At 56.1% G+C, this 15320-nt stretch carries 16 protein-coding genes; 15 read left to right on the forward strand and 1 reads right to left on the reverse strand.

All coding sequences use genetic code 11. From position 1 onward, the window contains the following. On the forward strand, positions 1 to 1085 hold a 1085-nt coding region (locus ADK28_RS11105; protein WP_048795684.1), incomplete at its 5' end, for an ATPase RavA domain-containing protein. A 2-nt stretch (positions 1086 to 1087) separates the two neighbouring features. Next, positions 1088 to 2551 carry an ATPase RavA stimulator ViaA gene (gene viaA, locus ADK28_RS11110; RefSeq protein WP_048795685.1) on the forward strand — a complete coding sequence of 488 codons (1464 nt, stop codon included), beginning with the start codon at positions 1088 to 1090 and terminating at the stop codon, positions 2549 to 2551. Positions 2552 to 2555: 4 nt separating this feature from the next. Here viaA and asnA read toward each other — a convergent pair whose 3' ends face one another. Next, positions 2556 to 3548: an aspartate--ammonia ligase gene (gene asnA, locus ADK28_RS11115; RefSeq protein WP_016929623.1), complete on the reverse strand. Its 993-nt coding sequence runs from the start codon at positions 3546 to 3548 to the stop codon at positions 2556 to 2558. Between the two features lie 155 nt (positions 3549 to 3703). On the opposite strand from asnA, the gene asnC reads away from it, so the two are divergent. From asnC to ADK28_RS11180, 13 genes are all read left to right on the forward strand, one after another. Continuing rightward, positions 3704 to 4165, forward strand: coding sequence for a transcriptional regulator AsnC (gene asnC, locus ADK28_RS11120; RefSeq protein ID WP_004933786.1), 462 nt, complete (start codon positions 3704 to 3706; stop codon positions 4163 to 4165). A gap of 100 nt (positions 4166 to 4265) precedes the next feature. Continuing rightward, positions 4266 to 4706, forward strand: coding sequence for an FMN-binding protein MioC (gene mioC, locus ADK28_RS11125; RefSeq protein ID WP_048795686.1), 441 nt, complete (start codon positions 4266 to 4268; stop codon positions 4704 to 4706). Between the two features lie 380 nt (positions 4707 to 5086). Then, entirely contained in the window at positions 5087 to 6976 is a 1890-nt protein-coding gene (mnmG, locus tag ADK28_RS11130) for a tRNA uridine-5-carboxymethylaminomethyl(34) synthesis enzyme MnmG (protein WP_033639108.1), read from the forward strand. 138 nt (positions 6977 to 7114) lie between these two features. Continuing rightward, positions 7115 to 7735: a 16S rRNA (guanine(527)-N(7))-methyltransferase RsmG gene (rsmG, locus tag ADK28_RS11135; RefSeq protein ID WP_015379471.1), complete on the forward strand. Its 621-nt coding sequence runs from the start codon at positions 7115 to 7117 to the stop codon at positions 7733 to 7735. Between the two features lie 639 nt (positions 7736 to 8374). Beyond that, on the forward strand, positions 8375 to 8758 hold the full coding sequence (gene atpI / locus ADK28_RS11140; RefSeq protein WP_004933796.1) for a F0F1 ATP synthase subunit I: 384 nt from the start codon (positions 8375 to 8377) through the stop codon (positions 8756 to 8758). Between the two features lie 22 nt (positions 8759 to 8780). Next, positions 8781 to 9560: a F0F1 ATP synthase subunit A gene (atpB, locus tag ADK28_RS11145; protein WP_015376132.1), complete on the forward strand. Its 780-nt coding sequence runs from the start codon at positions 8781 to 8783 to the stop codon at positions 9558 to 9560. A 49-nt stretch (positions 9561 to 9609) separates the two neighbouring features. Beyond that, positions 9610 to 9849 carry a F0F1 ATP synthase subunit C gene (atpE, locus tag ADK28_RS11150; RefSeq protein ID WP_004093904.1) on the forward strand — a complete coding sequence of 80 codons (240 nt, stop codon included), beginning with the start codon at positions 9610 to 9612 and terminating at the stop codon, positions 9847 to 9849. Positions 9850 to 9906: 57 nt separating this feature from the next. Continuing rightward, on the forward strand, positions 9907 to 10377 hold the full coding sequence (gene atpF / locus ADK28_RS11155) for a F0F1 ATP synthase subunit B (protein WP_004933804.1): 471 nt from the start codon (positions 9907 to 9909) through the stop codon (positions 10375 to 10377). 14 nt (positions 10378 to 10391) lie between these two features. Continuing rightward, complete coding sequence (gene atpH / locus ADK28_RS11160) at positions 10392 to 10925, forward strand: F0F1 ATP synthase subunit delta (protein ID WP_015376133.1); 534 nt, start codon at positions 10392 to 10394, stop codon at positions 10923 to 10925. A gap of 12 nt (positions 10926 to 10937) precedes the next feature. Continuing rightward, complete coding sequence (gene atpA, locus ADK28_RS11165; protein WP_033652328.1) at positions 10938 to 12479, forward strand: F0F1 ATP synthase subunit alpha; 1542 nt, start codon at positions 10938 to 10940, stop codon at positions 12477 to 12479. Between the two features lie 59 nt (positions 12480 to 12538). Further along, positions 12539 to 13402 carry a F0F1 ATP synthase subunit gamma gene (gene atpG / locus ADK28_RS11170; RefSeq protein ID WP_004933811.1) on the forward strand — a complete coding sequence of 288 codons (864 nt, stop codon included), beginning with the start codon at positions 12539 to 12541 and terminating at the stop codon, positions 13400 to 13402. Positions 13403 to 13434: 32 nt separating this feature from the next. After that, complete coding sequence (gene atpD, locus ADK28_RS11175) at positions 13435 to 14817, forward strand: F0F1 ATP synthase subunit beta (RefSeq protein ID WP_004933813.1); 1383 nt, start codon at positions 13435 to 13437, stop codon at positions 14815 to 14817. A gap of 20 nt (positions 14818 to 14837) precedes the next feature. Continuing rightward, positions 14838 to 15257 carry a F0F1 ATP synthase subunit epsilon gene (locus ADK28_RS11180; RefSeq protein ID WP_004933814.1) on the forward strand — a complete coding sequence of 140 codons (420 nt, stop codon included), beginning with the start codon at positions 14838 to 14840 and terminating at the stop codon, positions 15255 to 15257. Positions 15258 to 15320: the final 63 nt, after the last annotated feature.

A 15320-nucleotide genomic window follows, 5' to 3' on the forward strand; every position in this document is an offset into this window, starting at 1 on the left:
AAGAACCGATCCCGCTGCGCCTGCTGGTCACCGCCTCCAACGAACTGCCCGAAGCGGACAACAGCCTCGAAGCCTTATATGACCGCATGCTGATCCGTCTGTGGCTGGACAAGGTGCAGGATAAACAGAATTTCCGCTCGCTGCTGGTCAACCGCCAGAGCGAAAGCCAAAACCCGGTGCCGGCGGCGCTCAGCATCAGCGACGAAGAGTTTCTGCAGTGGCAACCGCAGATCGACAAAGTCGCGCTGCCGGAAGCCTGTTTTGAGCTGATCTTCCAGCTGCGCCAGCGGCTGGATGCGCTGGAGCAGGCGCCTTACGTCTCCGATCGGCGCTGGAAAAAAGCCCTGCGTCTGCTGCAGGCCTGCGCCTTCTTCAGCGGGCGCGATACCATCGCCCCGCTCGACCTGATGCTATTGAAAGACTGCCTGTGGCACGATCTCACCTCGCTGAAGCTGCTGCAACAGCAGATCGATCAGTTGCTGACCGAGTCGGCCTATCAGCAGCAGTCGATGCTGATCCAGTTGCAACAGATCCACACCCGCTGGCTGCAGGACCAGCAGCAGCAAAGCGATCGGCAGGCCATCAGCCTGGTGAAAAAAGGCGGCATGTTCAGCCGCAAACCGCAATACGCGCCGGCCACGCCGTTCGCCGTCGGCACCCTTACCCTGCTGTTGCAAAAGCCGCTGCAGCTGCATGACATTCAGGTCAACCATCTGAGCATCGAAAGCAGCGCGCTGGACAACTGGCTGCAAAAAGGCGGCGACGTGCGCGCCAAGCTAAATGGCATCGGCTTCGCGCAGCCGATCGATTTGGACGTGGACGATCAACTGCACCTCACGGTGTTGGACGTCAGCCGCCAGCCGTCATTGCTGGCGCTGCCGGGCAAACAGGCCACCGCCACGCCGCAAGCGCTGCTGGATGAAATGGACGGATTGGCCCAACGCCTGGCGGAGCAACGCCGCGCCTTCAGCCAACATCAGCCCTGTCTGTTCACGCCCGCAGCCGGCCTGGCCAAGATCGAAGCCAGTCTGCTGCAGGTCGCGGAACAGGTTAAACAACAACTGCAGCAAATGCGCGGCCAGTAACCATGCTCAGTCTGGAGACGCTCGATCTGCTGCTGGCGATCACCGAAGGCGAGATGATCGAGGAGATGATCGTCGGCATGCTGGCGGCGCCGCAGCTGTCGGTATTCTTTAAAAAGTTTCCGGCCCTTCGCCGGGCGCTGGATCGCGATCTGCCGCGTTGGAAGCTGCAGCTTAAGGAACGTCTGCAGGAGGCAATGGTGCCGCCCGCGCTGGCGCAGGAATTTTACCGCTACCAACAGTGCCAGTTGGAGAACAACACCCAGTTTTATCACAACCTCAACGACACGATGGAACTGCTGCGCCAGCTGGTCTCGCCGTTTTATGAACAGGCGCGCGCGCTGGTGGACGCCGCCGATCTGCCCAATCACCCGCTTGACGACAGCTTTCAAACCCTGTTTCTGCAGCGCTGGCGCATCAGCCTGACGCTGCAAGCCACCATGCTGCACCACCAGTTGCTGGAACAAGAGCGCGAGCAGCTGATGGCGGAGCTGCAGGAGCGCCTGGCGCTGAGCGGCGCGCTGGAGCCGCTGCTGTCGGAAAATGACACCGCCGCCGGCAGGCTGTGGGACATGAGCAAAGGCCAGCTGCAGCGTGGCGATTACCAGCGGCTGGTGGAGTACGGCAACTTTTTGCAGCAGCAGCCGGAGCTGAAAAAGCTGGCGCAACAGCTGGGCCGCAGCTATCAGGCCAAGGCGGTGCAGCAACAGGACGCGCAGCCAGAGCCGTTCAGGGTCATGGTGCAGGTGCCGGCCACGCTGCCGGAAGAAGTGAGCGGCATTCATCAGAGCGACGACATCCTGCGCCTGCTGCCGCCGGAGCTGGCGACGCTGGGGATTGAAGAGCTGGAGTTCGAGTTTTATCGCCGCCTGTTGGAAAAGCGGCTGCTGAGCTACCGTCTGCAGGGCGACGTCTGGCAGGAACAGATCCTGATCCGCCAGGTCACTCACCAGCAGCAGGATCAACAGCCGCGCGGGCCGTTTATCGTCTGCGTGGACACCTCCGGATCGATGGGCGGTTTCAACGAACAGTGCGCCAAGGCCTTCTGTCTGGCGCTGCTGCGCATTGCGCTGGCGGACAACCGCCGCTGCTATATCATGCTGTTCGCTAACCAGATCGTGCATTACGAACTCACCGCCGTCAGCGGCATCGAGCAGGCAGTGCGTTTTCTCGGCCAGCAGTTTCGCGGCGGCACCGATCTGGCGGCCTGCCTGAACGCCACCGTCACCAAAATGGCGGAGAGCGGCTGGTTCGACGCCGATGCGGTGATCATTTCCGATTTTATTGCCCAGCGGTTGCCGGAGGAGGTAATAAAGAAGGTGAAACAGCAGCAACAAAGCCACCAGCAACGTTTTCACGCGGTGGCGATGTCCGCCTATGGCAAACCCGGCATCATGCGCATCTTCGATCATATCTGGCGCTTTGATACCGGGTTGAAAAGCCGTTTGATGCGCCGCTGGCGGCGCTAGGCGGTTAGAGCAGGCCTTCGACCGCGCCGCGCACTTCCGGCGACCACACGCCGCACTGCACCTGGCCGATATGCGACAGCTGCAACAGCAGCATCACCAGACGCGACTGACCGATGCCGCCGCCGATGGTCTGCGGCATATCGCCGCGCAGCAGCGACTGGTGCCATTCCAGCTTCATGCGCTCTTCGTCGCCGGTCAGCGCCAGCTGATGTTTCAGCGCCGCGGCGTCGACGCGGATGCCCATGGAAGACAGCTCGAAAGCGTCCTGCAGCACCGGGTTCCACACCACGATATCGCCGTTCAGGCCCGCCAGGCCATCCGCCGTCGGCGTAGTCCAGTCATCATAATCCGGCGCACGCACATCGTGCGATTTGCCATGCGACAGCTTGCCGCCGATGCCGATCAGGAACACCGCTCCCAATTCTTTGGCAATCGCCCGCTCACGCCCTTTGGCGTCCAGATCCGGATAGCGCTGCAGCAGGGTTTCGCTGTGCACGAAGTGGATCTGTTCCGGCAGGAATGGGGTCAGGCCATGCTCACGGCTGACTTCCGCCTCCGTCGCCTTGATCGCAGCGTAAATGCTGCGCACGGTGTTTTTCAGGTAGTCCAGGCTGCGCTCACCGTCGCCCATCACCCGCTCCCAGTCCCACTGATCGACGTACACCGAGTGGATTGGCGTCAGACGGTCTTCATCCGGGCGCAGCGCCTTCATATGGGTATACAGGCCTTCGCCGGCACCGAAATCGTAGCTGCCCAGGGTTTTGCGTTTCCATTTCGCCAGCGAATGCACCACTTCGAAGGTGGCGTCCGGCAAGGTTTTGACTTTGACCTGCACCGCTTTCTCGCTGCCGGAAAGGTTATCCTGCGTGCCGTCGCCCAGGCGGCTAAGGATCGGAGCCTGCACTTCGATCAGACCGAGCTGTTGCTCCAGCTGGCGGGAGAAGAAGGATTTGACCTGGCTGATTTGTTGTTGTTTTTGGATAAACTGTTTTTTCATTGCCGTATCTCTTGTAAACCTGTCTCTGTTGCCATCGATTAAGCAACAAAATGACACGCCAATTCAATATCCATTAATCAATATTGCCTTTTCACTTTTAATCGTTCATTTTTACCCGGACAGAATTCAACAATCGTTAATTAATGGGGGATTAAATGGCGGAAATTTATCAGATCGATAATCTCGATCGCGGCATCCTCAACGCCCTGATGGACAATGCGCGCACACCGTACGCCGAACTGGCGAAAAACTTCGCCGTCAGCCCCGGCACTATTCATGTGCGGGTGGAGAAGATGAAGCAGGCCGGGATCATCACCGGCGCGCGCATCGACGTCAGCCCCAAACAGCTGGGCTACGACGTGTGCTGCTTTATCGGCATCATCTTAAAGAGCGCCAAGGATTACCCTTCGGCGCTGAAGAAGCTGGAAAGCCTGGAAGAAGTGGTGGAAGCCTATTACACCACCGGCCACTACAGCGTCTTTATTAAGGTAATGTGCCGATCGATCGACGCGTTGCAACAGGTACTTATCAACAAGATCCAGACCATCGACGAGATCCAGTCTACCGAAACGCTGATCTCGCTGCAGAACCCCATTATGCGCACCATCGTGCCGTAACCCGCCAAATTGCATACCCACATTATCCACAGGTAGATCCCAGCCGATTCACAGCGTACAATGCAGCCACTTTGAGTGAGAAGGTTGGGATCGTTGGTTCATGGCAGACATTACTCTGATCAGTGGCAGTACGCTTGGCAGCGCCGAATACGTGGCTGAACATTTGGCTGAAAAGCTGGAAGACGCGGGTTTCTCTACCGAGATGCTGCACGGCCCTGAACTGGATGAACTGCCGTTGACCGGCCGCTGGCTGGTGGTCTCTTCCACGCACGGCGCCGGCGAACTGCCGGATAACCTTCAACCGCTGCTGGAACAGATCGCTGAGCAGCAGCCGGATCTTTCCGAGGTGCAGTTCGGCGCCGTCGGTTTGGGCAGTTCGGAATACGACACCTTCTGCGGCGCGATCAAACAGATCGACGATCTGTTGATCGGCAGAGGCGCTAAAAGGATCGGCGATCGTCTCGAGATCGACGTGACCGAGCATGAAATTCCCGAGGATCCGGCCGAGGAATGGGTAAAAAACTGGATTAATTTACTCTAATTCGTCTAAAGATCGCGCGAACGATTGTGGATAACTAAGCTTAAAAGCAGGGTAAAAGCCGTAGTTATCCCAATAACAACCGTAGAGCGCTTTTTGTCCTGTGCATAACAAGCCTTTTAGATCCCAGCTTATCTGCGTCGGGATCACCGATCATTCACAGCAAACGATCCTCCTTAATCTGCTGATCTTCATCGTGAATAGTCACTTATCCACAGAGGATCGCGATCCTAATAAGAGATCTAATAAAGAGATCTTTAAATAAAAAAGATCTTCTTTTAATTACCGACGATCCGGACCACTTGGTCGATCGTCTAAACTTGAGTAGAATCCCCGACCCCAGGGCAAATACGATCGTTCGCAATACGGCGAGGTGCAGTTCCATGTTTTATCCAGATCAATTTGACGTCATCATCATCGGTGGTGGCCATGCAGGTACCGAGGCCGCCATGGCCGCGGCGCGCATGGGACGTCAGACTTTATTATTGACACACAATATCGATACGCTGGGACAGATGTCTTGTAACCCGGCGATTGGCGGTATTGGTAAAGGGCATCTGGTTAAGGAAATTGATGCGCTCGGCGGCTTGATGGCGACGGCGATCGACCATGCCGGCATCCAGTTTAGGATACTAAACGCCAGTAAAGGCCCTGCCGTTCGCGCCACTCGCGCTCAGGCGGATCGCGTCTTGTATCGCCAGGCGATCCGTACCGCGTTGGAGAACCAGCCCAACCTGATGATCTTCCAACAGCCGGTTGAGGATCTGATCGTAGAAAACGATCGCGTAGTCGGCGCCGTCACCCAAATGGGCCTGAAATTCCGCGCCAAGGCGGTGGTATTGACCGTAGGCACCTTCCTGGACGGCAAGATCCATATCGGCCTGGAGAATTACAGCGGCGGCCGCGCCGGGGATCCTCCTTCGATCTCGCTGTCGCAGCGTTTGCGTGAACTGCCGCTGCGCGTTAACCGCTTGAAAACCGGTACGCCGCCGCGCATCGACGCCCGCACTATCGATTTCAGCGTACTGGCGCCGCAACACGGCGATACGCCGGTGCCGGTATTCTCGTTCCTGGGCGATGCCAGCCAGCACCCGGAACAAATGGCGTGCTACATCACCCACACCAATGAAAAAACCCATGACGTGATCCGCAATAACCTCGATCGCAGCCCGATGTATGCCGGGATCATCGAAGGGATCGGCCCACGTTACTGCCCGTCGATCGAAGACAAGGTCATGCGTTTTGCCGATCGCAACGCGCACCAGATCTTCCTTGAGCCGGAAGGCCTGACCAGCAACGAGATTTACCCTAACGGGATTTCCACCAGCTTGCCTTTCGATGTGCAGATGCAGATCGTCCGTTCGATGGAAGGAATGCAGAACGCGCGTATTATTCGCCCTGGTTATGCCATCGAGTACGATTTCTTCGATCCGCGCGATCTGAAGCCGACGCTGGAAAGCAAATTCATTCAGGGCCTGTTCTTCGCCGGCCAGATCAACGGCACCACCGGGTATGAAGAAGCCGCCGCGCAGGGCTTGCTGGCCGGTCTGAATGCCGGGCGTTTCGCCGATGAACAAGAGGGCTGGGCGCCACGTCGCGATCAGGCCTACCTCGGCGTGCTGGTGGACGATCTCAGCACCCTTGGTACCAAAGAGCCGTACCGCATGTTTACCTCTCGCGCCGAGTATCGTCTGATGCTGCGCGAAGACAACGCCGATCTCCGCCTGACGGAAAAAGGCCGCGAGCTGGGCCTGGTGGACGACGTGCGTTGGGCGCGTTACAGCGAGAAGCTGGAGCGAATCGAACGCGAACGTCAGCGCCTGCGCGACATCTGGATGCATCCGCACGCCGAGAACGTCGAACAGGTCAATGTGCTGCTGAAAGCGCCGCTGTCGCGTGAAGCGAACGGCGAAGAACTGCTGCGTCGCCCGGAGATGGATTATGCGCAGTTGACCGGCACCGACGCCTTCGCGCCGCCGCTGGACGACGTCCAAGCCGCCGAGCAGGTCGAGATCCAGGTCAAATACGAAGGCTACATCGCTCGCCAACAGGAAGAGATCGAAAAACAGCAGCGCAACGAGAATACCGTGCTGCCGCTGGATCTTGACTACCGTCAGGTTTCGGGACTGTCGAACGAAGTGATCGCCAAGCTGAACGATCACAAACCGAACTCCATCGGCCAGGCTTCGCGCATCTCCGGCATTACGCCAGCGGCGATCTCGATTTTGCTGATCTGGCTGAAAAAGCAGGGACTGCTGCGCCGCAGCGCATAAATCCCGCATCCAGGCGGCCGTTTGCTCAACCCGTAGCCAAACGGCCGCTGACATCACTTGCGCCCTGAATTATCATAGTCGCCTCATTGCGCCAGCTAACCATCCGCTGGTCGTTCAGCGCCTGCCAGAGGATCCGTTGTGCAAAAAAAATTAGACTCGCTGCTCGCGGCAGCAGGCATTGAGCTGCCCGATCAGCAGAAACAGCAGCTGCTGGGCTATGTCGGCATGCTGGATAAGTGGAACAAGGCTTATAACCTCACGTCGGTGCGCGATCCGCAACAAATGCTGGTGCGCCACATCCTCGACAGCATTGTGGTCAATCCGCATCTGCAGGGCTCGCGTTTTATCGATGTCGGCACCGGCCCCGGTCTACCGGGCATTCCGCTGGCGATCGTGCGCCCGGACGCGCATTTCACGCTGCTCGACAGCCTGGGCAAGCGCGTGCGTTTTCTGCGTCAGGTGCAGCATGAGCTGGGCCTGAACAATATCGAGCCGGTGCAGAGCCGCGTCGAAGCGTTTCCGGCCGAGCCACCGTTCGATGGCGTGATCAGCCGGGCATTCGCTTCGCTGCAGGATATGCTGTCCTGGTGCCATCACCTGCCGGCGAAAGGGCAGGGGCGTTTTTACGCGTTGAAAGGCGTGCGTCCGGATGAAGAACTGACGCAGCTGCCGGCTGGCGTTAGCCTGGAGTCCATCGTGCGGCTGCAGGTGCCTGAACTGGAAGGCGAACGTCATCTGGTGATTCTTAAGGCAAACTGAGTTTGCTTTTGATCAAACAAGCGTGAATTAAAGGTCGTACCCAGCAGAAAGGTAAGCAGGCTAATTAGTTGGTCGCTTTTTTTAGTTAATTTACTTTCTATTAACACAAAAAACGCGGCTAATTAGCGACAATAGAGTAATTGCATTTGGAAATAGTCACGTTAGCAATCATGTGCGAAAGATTGGCGTTTGCTGCTAATGTTAATTGGCTGTTGGAATATTGCCCCGCTGCTTGTCAATAAAAGGTTTTCATCGGGTATACGGATTGTTTTTGAACAGTTAACTGATAATGTTTTGATTTATATAATCTTTTGATCGCTCAAATTGCTAAAGACGGTTTGGTTGACCATCGGCTATAAATCAGGAAGGGACATTACTGTGATCGGCCTCGCGTTTCTAAACGCAACGCTGGAATAATCAGACAATTAAATGCGCCCTATTATTCCGACCGTTTTCTTGTGAAAATAGGCTGGAATAGGGAAATTTAAATAATTGTTCACCTTTTCGCTACTTATCGATTGAATTCGTTGGTATGCCCCGTATAATTTGCTCGTTTTTTGCTGCTTGACTCAGGACAGCAAAAACAGTTGTATACGTCACTCAGCATACCCCCTCTGGGGTACGGAGAGAACAAACGTCATGTCTGTGTCCCTTTACAGCGGGAAAGTCGCACGCAAACTGCTGTTTTTGCAGTTAATGACTTTTGTTCTGATCAGCGTTGCTTTCTGGCTGAAAAGCCCGGAATGGAGCGCTTCGGCGCTGGCAGGCGGTCTCGCCGCCTGGTTGCCGAGTGCAATGTTTATGCTGTTTGCCTTGCGCCATCAGGCGCAAACGCCGGCGCCCGGTAGGGTCGCCTGGTCGTTCGCCATCGGCGAGGGGCTAAAGGTCGTGATCACCATCGTTTTGCTGATCGTGGCGCTGGGGGTGTTCAAGGCGGAGTTTATACCGCTTGGCCTGACCTATTTAGCGGTGTTAGTGGTGCAGATAGTGGCACCGGCCGTGATTAACAGTTACCGAACTTAACTAAATAAGGGTAAGAGGCATCATGTCTGCAGGAGAAGTCTTGACTCCACAGGAGTATATCGGTCACCACCTGACGCAGCTTCAGGTCGGGACTGGGTTCTGGTCGATCAACATCGACTCGATGTTTTTCTCCGTCGTCCTCGGGGCGCTTTTCCTGGTGATCTTCCGCAAAGTGGCCAAAAACGCCACCAGCGGCGTGCCGGGTAAACTGCAAACCGCCGTGGAGCTGGTGGTCGGTTTCGTCGACAGCAGCGTGCGCGACATGTACCACGGCAAGAGCAAGGTGATTGCGCCGCTGGCGCTGACCGTGTTCGTCTGGGTGTTCCTGATGAACTTGATGGACCTGCTGCCCATCGACTTCCTGCCTTACGTTGGCGAACACATCCTCGGCCTGCCTGCGCTGCGCGTCGTGCCTACCGCCGATGTGAACGTCACGCTGTCGATGGCGCTGGGCGTGTTTATCCTGATTCTGTTCTATAGCATCAAAATGAAAGGCGTTGGCGGGTTTGTTAAAGAGTTGACCATGCAGCCGTTCAACCACCCTGTATTCATTCCTATCAACCTGATTCTTGAAGGTGTCAGCCTGCTGTCCAAACCTGTTTCACTGGGTCTGCGACTGTTCGGCAACATGTATGCGGGTGAGTTGATCTTCATCCTGATTGCCGGCCTGTTGCCGTGGTGGTCACAGTGGGTCCTGAGCTTGCCTTGGGCTATCTTCCACATCCTGATCATTACGCTTCAAGCCTTTATTTTCATGGTTCTGACGATCGTCTATCTGTCGATGGCGTCTGAAGAGCACTGATTTTCTTAAAACACTTGCACTTTTAAACTGAAACAAACTGGAGACTGTCATGGAAAACCTGAGTATGGATCTGCTGTACATGGCTGCCGCTGTGATGATGGGTTTAGCGGCAATCGGTGCTGCGATCGGTATCGGCATCCTGGGTGGTAAATTCTTGGAAGGCGCTGCTCGTCAGCCTGACCTGATTCCTCTGCTGCGTACACAGTTCTTTATCGTTATGGGTCTGGTCGACGCCATCCCGATGATCGCTGTAGGTCTGGGTCTGTACGTGATGTTCGCCGTCGCGTAAGTAGAGCAACCCTCTACGACGTAACCAAACTATTAACTTTTAAAGAGGCATTGTGCTGTGAATCTTAACGCAACAATCCTCGGCCAGGCCATCGCGTTCGTTCTGTTTGTCTGGTTCTGCATGAAGTACGTATGGCCGCCGATCATGGCTGCCATCGAGAAGCGTCAGAAAGAAATCGCTGACGGCCTCGCTTCTGCAGAGCGTGCCAAAAAAGATCTGGACTTAGCGCAAGCCAATGCGACCGACCAGCTGAAAACTGCCAAAGCAGAAGCTCAGGTGATCATCGAGCAAGCGAACAAACGCAAAGCTCAGATCATGGATGAAGCGAAAGCCGAAGCCGAGCAGGAACGTAACAAAATCGTGGCGCAGGCTCAGGCTGAGATCGAAGCCGAACGTAAGCGCGCTCGTGAAGAGTTGCGTAAGCAAGTCGCGATGCTGGCAATTGCCGGCGCCGAGAAGATCATCGAACGTTCCGTGGATGAAGCTGCTAACAGCGACATCGTTGATAAACTGGTCGCTGAACTGTAAGGAGGGAGGGGCTGATGTCTGAATTTGTAACTGTAGCTCGCCCCTACGCCAAAGCAGCTTTTGACTTTGCCGTTGAGCACCAAAGCGTAGAGCGCTGGCAGGACATGCTGGCGTTTGCGGCTGAAGTCACTCGCAATGAACAGATTTCTGAACTGCTGTCTGGCGCGGTTGCGCCAGAAACGCTGTCCAAGACGTTCATCGCGGTTTGTGGCGATCGGCTCGACGAACATGGCCAGAACTTTATCCGTGTAATGGCCGAAAATGGACGTTTACTGGTTCTTCCTGCCGTGCTGCAGCAGTTCATCGAACTGCGCGCCTCGCTGGAATCCACCGTCGAAGTCGAAGTGCTCTCTGCGAGCGCGCTGAACGACGAACAGCAGGCGAAAATCGCCGCTGCGATGGAAAAACGTCTGTCACGCAAAGTTAAGCTGAATTGCAAAATTGACAAGTCTGTACTGGCCGGCATCGTTGTTCGCGCCGGCGATATGGTGATTGATGGCAGCGTTCGCGGTCGTCTTGAACGCCTGACAGACGTCTTGCAGTCTTAAGGGGACTGGAGCATGCAACTGAATTCCACCGAAATCAGCGAACTGATCAAGCAGCGCATTGCTCAGTTCAATGTAGTGAGCGAAGCTCACAATGAAGGTACTATCGTTTCCGTCAGCGACGGGATCATCCGCGTACACGGCCTGGCCGAAGTTATGCAGGGCGAAATGATCGCGCTGCCTGGCAACCGTTACGCAATCGCATTGAACCTGGAGCGCGACTCCGTCGGTGCCGTGGTCATGGGTCCGTACGCGGATCTGGCCGAAGGCATGAAGGTTAAATGCACCGGCCGTATCCTGGAAGTTCCAGTCGGTCGTGGTCTGCTGGGCCGCGTAGTTAACACCCTGGGCGCGCCAATCGACGGCAAAGGCCCGATTGAGAACGACGGTTTCTCTCCGGTAGAAGCTATCGCGCCAGGCGTTATCGAGCGTCAGTCCGTTGATCAGCCGGTTCAAACTGGCTACAAATCCGTTGACGCCATGATTCCAATCGGCCGTGGCCAGCGTGAGCTGGTGATCGGTGACCGTCAGACCGGTAAAACCGCGTTGGCGATCGATGCGATCATCAACCAACGCGACTCCGGCATCAAATGCGTTTACGTGGCTATCGGCCAGAAAGCGTCCACCATCGCTAACGTGGTGCGCAAACTGGAAGAGCACGGCGCATTGGCCAACACCATCGTGGTGGTGGCGACCGCTTCCGAATCCGCCGCACTGCAATACCTGGCGCCATACGCCGGTTGCGCAATGGGCGAATACTTCCGTGACCGCGGTGAAGACGCGCTGATCGTGTACGATGACCTGTCCAAACAGGCCGTTGCTTACCGCCAGATTTCCCTGCTGCTTCGTCGTCCGCCAGGTCGTGAAGCTTACCCAGGCGACGTATTCTACCTGCACTCCCGCTTGCTGGAGCGCGCAGCGCGCGTCAACGCCGAGTACGTTGAAGCCTTCACCAAAGGTGAAGTTAAAGGTAAAACCGGTTCACTGACCGCTCTGCCGATCATTGAAACCCAGGCGGGTGACGTTTCCGCGTTCGTTCCGACCAACGTAATCTCGATTACCGATGGTCAGATCTTCCTGGAATCCAACCTGTTCAACTCCGGTATTCGTCCGGCAGTTAACCCGGGTATCTCCGTATCCCGTGTTGGTGGCGCCGCGCAGACCAAGATCATGAAGAAACTGTCCGGCGGTATCCGTACCGCGCTGGCGCAGTATCGTGAATTGGCTGCGTTCTCCCAGTTCGCCTCCGATCTGGACGACGCGACCCGCAAACAGCTGAGCCACGGTCAGAAAGTGACTGAGCTGCTGAAACAGAAACAGTATGCGCCGATGTCGGTTGCACAACAGTCTCTGGTGCTGTTTGCCGCAGAACGCGGTTACCTGAATGACGTCGAAGTCGCCAAAGTGGTGAGCTTCGAAGCCGCGCTGGTCGCCTATGCGGATCGCGAGCACGCCGAACTGCTGAACCACATCAACCAAACTGGCAACTTCAACGATGAGATCGAGGGCAAGTTGAAAGACGTCCTCGAGACCTTCAAGAAAACCCAGTCCTGGTAACGCCGAACGGTCCTGCTGTTGAAAGACAGCAGGCCGTCTGGCACTGAGGAGAAGCAGAGATGGCCGGCGCAAAAGAGATACGTAGTAAGATCGCTAGCGTGCAAAACACGCAAAAGATCACTAAAGCGATGGAAATGGTCGCCGCCTCCAAAATGCGTAAATCGCAGGATCGCATGGCGGCCAGCCGTCCTTATGCAGAGACCATGCGCAAAGTGATTGGTCACCTTGCGTTAGGGAATCTGGAGTACAAGCACCCGTACCTGGATGAGCGTGACGTTAAGCGCGTCGGGTATCTGGTGGTGTCTACTGACCGTGGTCTCTGCGGCGGCTTGAACATCAACCTGTTCAAAAAGCTGCTGGCGGAGATGAAAGCCTGGTCCGAAAAAGGCGTCGAAACCGACTTGGCGCTGATTGGCTCTAAAGCGGCCTCTTTCTTTGGTTCCGTGGGCGGCAACGTGGTTGCCCAGGTGACCGGCATGGGGGACAAACCTTCCCTGTCGGATCTGATCGGGCCGGTGAAAGTGATGCTGCAGGCCTACGACGAAGGTCGTTTGGACAAGCTGTACATTGTCAGCAACAAATTTGTTAATACGATGTCCCAAGAGCCGCAAGTGCTTCAGCTGCTGCCGTTACCGCCAGCCGATGACGAAGAGCTGAAGAAAACGCCTTGGGATTACCTGTATGAACCCGATCCAAAAGTGCTGCTTGATACCTTGCTGCGCCGCTATGTGGAGTCGCAGGTTTATCAGGGCGTCGTGGAAAACCTGGCCAGCGAGCAGGCCGCACGAATGGTCGCGATGAAAGCCGCAACCGATAACGGCGGTAGCCTGATCAAAGAGCTGCAGTTGGTATACAACAAGGCGCGTCAGGCCAGCATCACTCAGGAACTCACCGAGATCGTTTCGGGAGCCTCCGCGGTTTAAGCTAGGTTTACGAATTACGTAGAGGATTCAAGATGGCTACTGGAAAGATTATCCAGGTAATCGGCGCCGTGGTGGACGTCGAGTTCCCTCAGGATGCCGTACCGAAAGTGTACGACGCCCTTGAGGTAGAAAACGGCACCGAAAAACTGGTGTTGGAAGTTCAGCAACAGCTGGGCGGTGGCGTGGTTCGCTGTATCGCAATGGGGACCTCCGACGGTCTGCGTCGCGGTCTGAAAGTGAACAACCTGGACCACCCGATTGAAGTGCCGGTGGGTAAAGCTACCCTGGGTCGTATCATGAACGTATTGGGTCAACCGATCGACATGAAAGGCGACATCGGCGAAGAAGAGCGTTGGGCGATTCACCGCGCGGCGCCAAGCTACGAAGAGCTGTCCAGCTCCCAGGAACTGCTGGAAACCGGTATCAAGGTAATGGACCTGATTTGTCCGTTCGCCAAGGGCGGTAAAGTCGGTCTGTTCGGCGGTGCGGGCGTAGGTAAAACCGTAAACATGATGGAGCTGATCCGTAACATCGCGATCGAGCACTCCGGTTATTCCGTGTTTGCGGGCGTGGGCGAGCGTACTCGTGAGGGTAACGACTTCTACCACGAAATGACCGACTCCAACGTTCTGGACAAAGTATCCCTGGTTTACGGCCAGATGAACGAGCCACCAGGTAACCGTCTGCGCGTTGCGCTTACCGGTCTGACCATGGCGGAGAAATTCCGTGACGAAGGCCGTGACGTTCTGCTGTTCGTTGACAACATCTACCGTTACACCCTGGCCGGTACCGAAGTGTCCGCACTTCTGGGCCGTATGCCATCCGCGGTAGGTTATCAGCCAACGCTGGCGGAAGAGATGGGCGTTCTGCAAGAACGTATCACCTCGACCAAGACCGGTTCCATCACTTCCGTACAGGCCGTTTACGTTCCTGCGGATGACTTGACTGACCCGTCTCCAGCCACCACCTTTGCGCACTTGGACGCAACCGTGGTACTGAGCCGTAACATCGCTTCTCTGGGTATCTACCCGGCCGTTGACCCGCTGGATTCCACCAGCCGTCAGCTGGATCCGCTGGTCGTTGGCCAGGAGCACTACGACGTAGCGCGTGGCGTGCAGTCCATTCTGCAACGCTACCAGGAACTGAAAGATATCATCGCGATCCTGGGTATGGACGAGCTGTCTGAAGAAGACAAGCTGGTCGTATCCCGTGCGCGTAAGATCCAACGCTTCCTGTCTCAGCCGTTCTTCGTGGCAGAAGTCTTCACCGGTTCTCCGGGCAAGTTCGTATCGCTGAAAGACACCATCCGTGGTTTCAAAGGCATTATGGACGGCGACTATGACCACCTGCCGGAGCAGGCGTTCTACATGGTTGGCACCATTGAAGAAGCAGTGGAAAAAGCCAAGAAACTGTAACGCCTTGAGAGGAGGGTGATATGGCTATGACTTACCATCTGGATGTAGTCAGCGCGGAAAAACAGATGTTTTCCGGCCTGGTGCAGAAGATCCAGGTGACAGGCAGCGAAGGTGAACTGGGGATCTTCCCTGGCCATGCGCCGCTGCTGACTGCCATCAAGCCTGGCATGGTGCGTATTGTTAAGCAGCACGGTGAAGAAGAGTTCATCTACCTGTCCGGCGGCATCCTCGAGGTGCAGCCGAGCGTGGTTACCGTGCTGGCGGACACTGCTATCCGTGGTACTGACCTCGACGAAGCGAGAGCGTTGGAAGCTAAGCGTAAAGCTGAAGAACACATTCGCAGCTCTCATGGCGATGTCGACTATGCTCAGGCATCCGCTGAACTGGCGAAAGCGATCGCAAAACTGCGCGTTATCGAGCTCACCAGAAAAGCGATGTAATGTTTGGGTGCCCTGCACCCAACTTTAAGAAAGCGGCCTATAGGGTCGCTTTTTTTTTACTTT

The sequence above is a fragment of the Serratia sp. 506_PEND genome (genome assembly GCF_001076875.1).
Lineage (GTDB): Bacteria > Pseudomonadota > Gammaproteobacteria > Enterobacterales > Enterobacteriaceae > Serratia > Serratia marcescens.

What these genes read in the sequence shown, in the direction of transcription:
- atpE (WP_004093904.1), top strand. Translation starts at nt 9,610, where the DNA reads ATGGAAAACCTGAGTATGGATCTGCTGTACATGGCTGCCGCTGTGATG.
- atpH (WP_015376133.1), top strand. Translation starts at nt 10,392, where the DNA reads ATGTCTGAATTTGTAACTGTAGCTCGCCCCTACGCCAAAGCAGCTTTT.
- atpG (WP_004933811.1), top strand. Translation starts at nt 12,539, where the DNA reads ATGGCCGGCGCAAAAGAGATACGTAGTAAGATCGCTAGCGTGCAAAAC.
- atpI (WP_004933796.1), top strand. Translation starts at nt 8,375, where the DNA reads ATGTCTGTGTCCCTTTACAGCGGGAAAGTCGCACGCAAACTGCTGTTT.
- mioC (WP_048795686.1), top strand. Translation starts at nt 4,266, where the DNA reads ATGGCAGACATTACTCTGATCAGTGGCAGTACGCTTGGCAGCGCCGAA.
- mnmG (WP_033639108.1), top strand. Translation starts at nt 5,087, where the DNA reads ATGTTTTATCCAGATCAATTTGACGTCATCATCATCGGTGGTGGCCAT.
- asnA (WP_016929623.1), bottom strand. Translation starts at nt 3,548, where the DNA reads ATGAAAAAACAGTTTATCCAAAAACAACAACAAATCAGCCAGGTCAAA.
- viaA (WP_048795685.1), top strand. Translation starts at nt 1,088, where the DNA reads ATGCTCAGTCTGGAGACGCTCGATCTGCTGCTGGCGATCACCGAAGGC.
- asnC (WP_004933786.1), top strand. Translation starts at nt 3,704, where the DNA reads ATGGCGGAAATTTATCAGATCGATAATCTCGATCGCGGCATCCTCAAC.
- ADK28_RS11180 (WP_004933814.1), top strand. Translation starts at nt 14,838, where the DNA reads ATGGCTATGACTTACCATCTGGATGTAGTCAGCGCGGAAAAACAGATG.
- atpD (WP_004933813.1), top strand. Translation starts at nt 13,435, where the DNA reads ATGGCTACTGGAAAGATTATCCAGGTAATCGGCGCCGTGGTGGACGTC.
- atpB (WP_015376132.1), top strand. Translation starts at nt 8,781, where the DNA reads ATGTCTGCAGGAGAAGTCTTGACTCCACAGGAGTATATCGGTCACCAC.
- atpA (WP_033652328.1), top strand. Translation starts at nt 10,938, where the DNA reads ATGCAACTGAATTCCACCGAAATCAGCGAACTGATCAAGCAGCGCATT.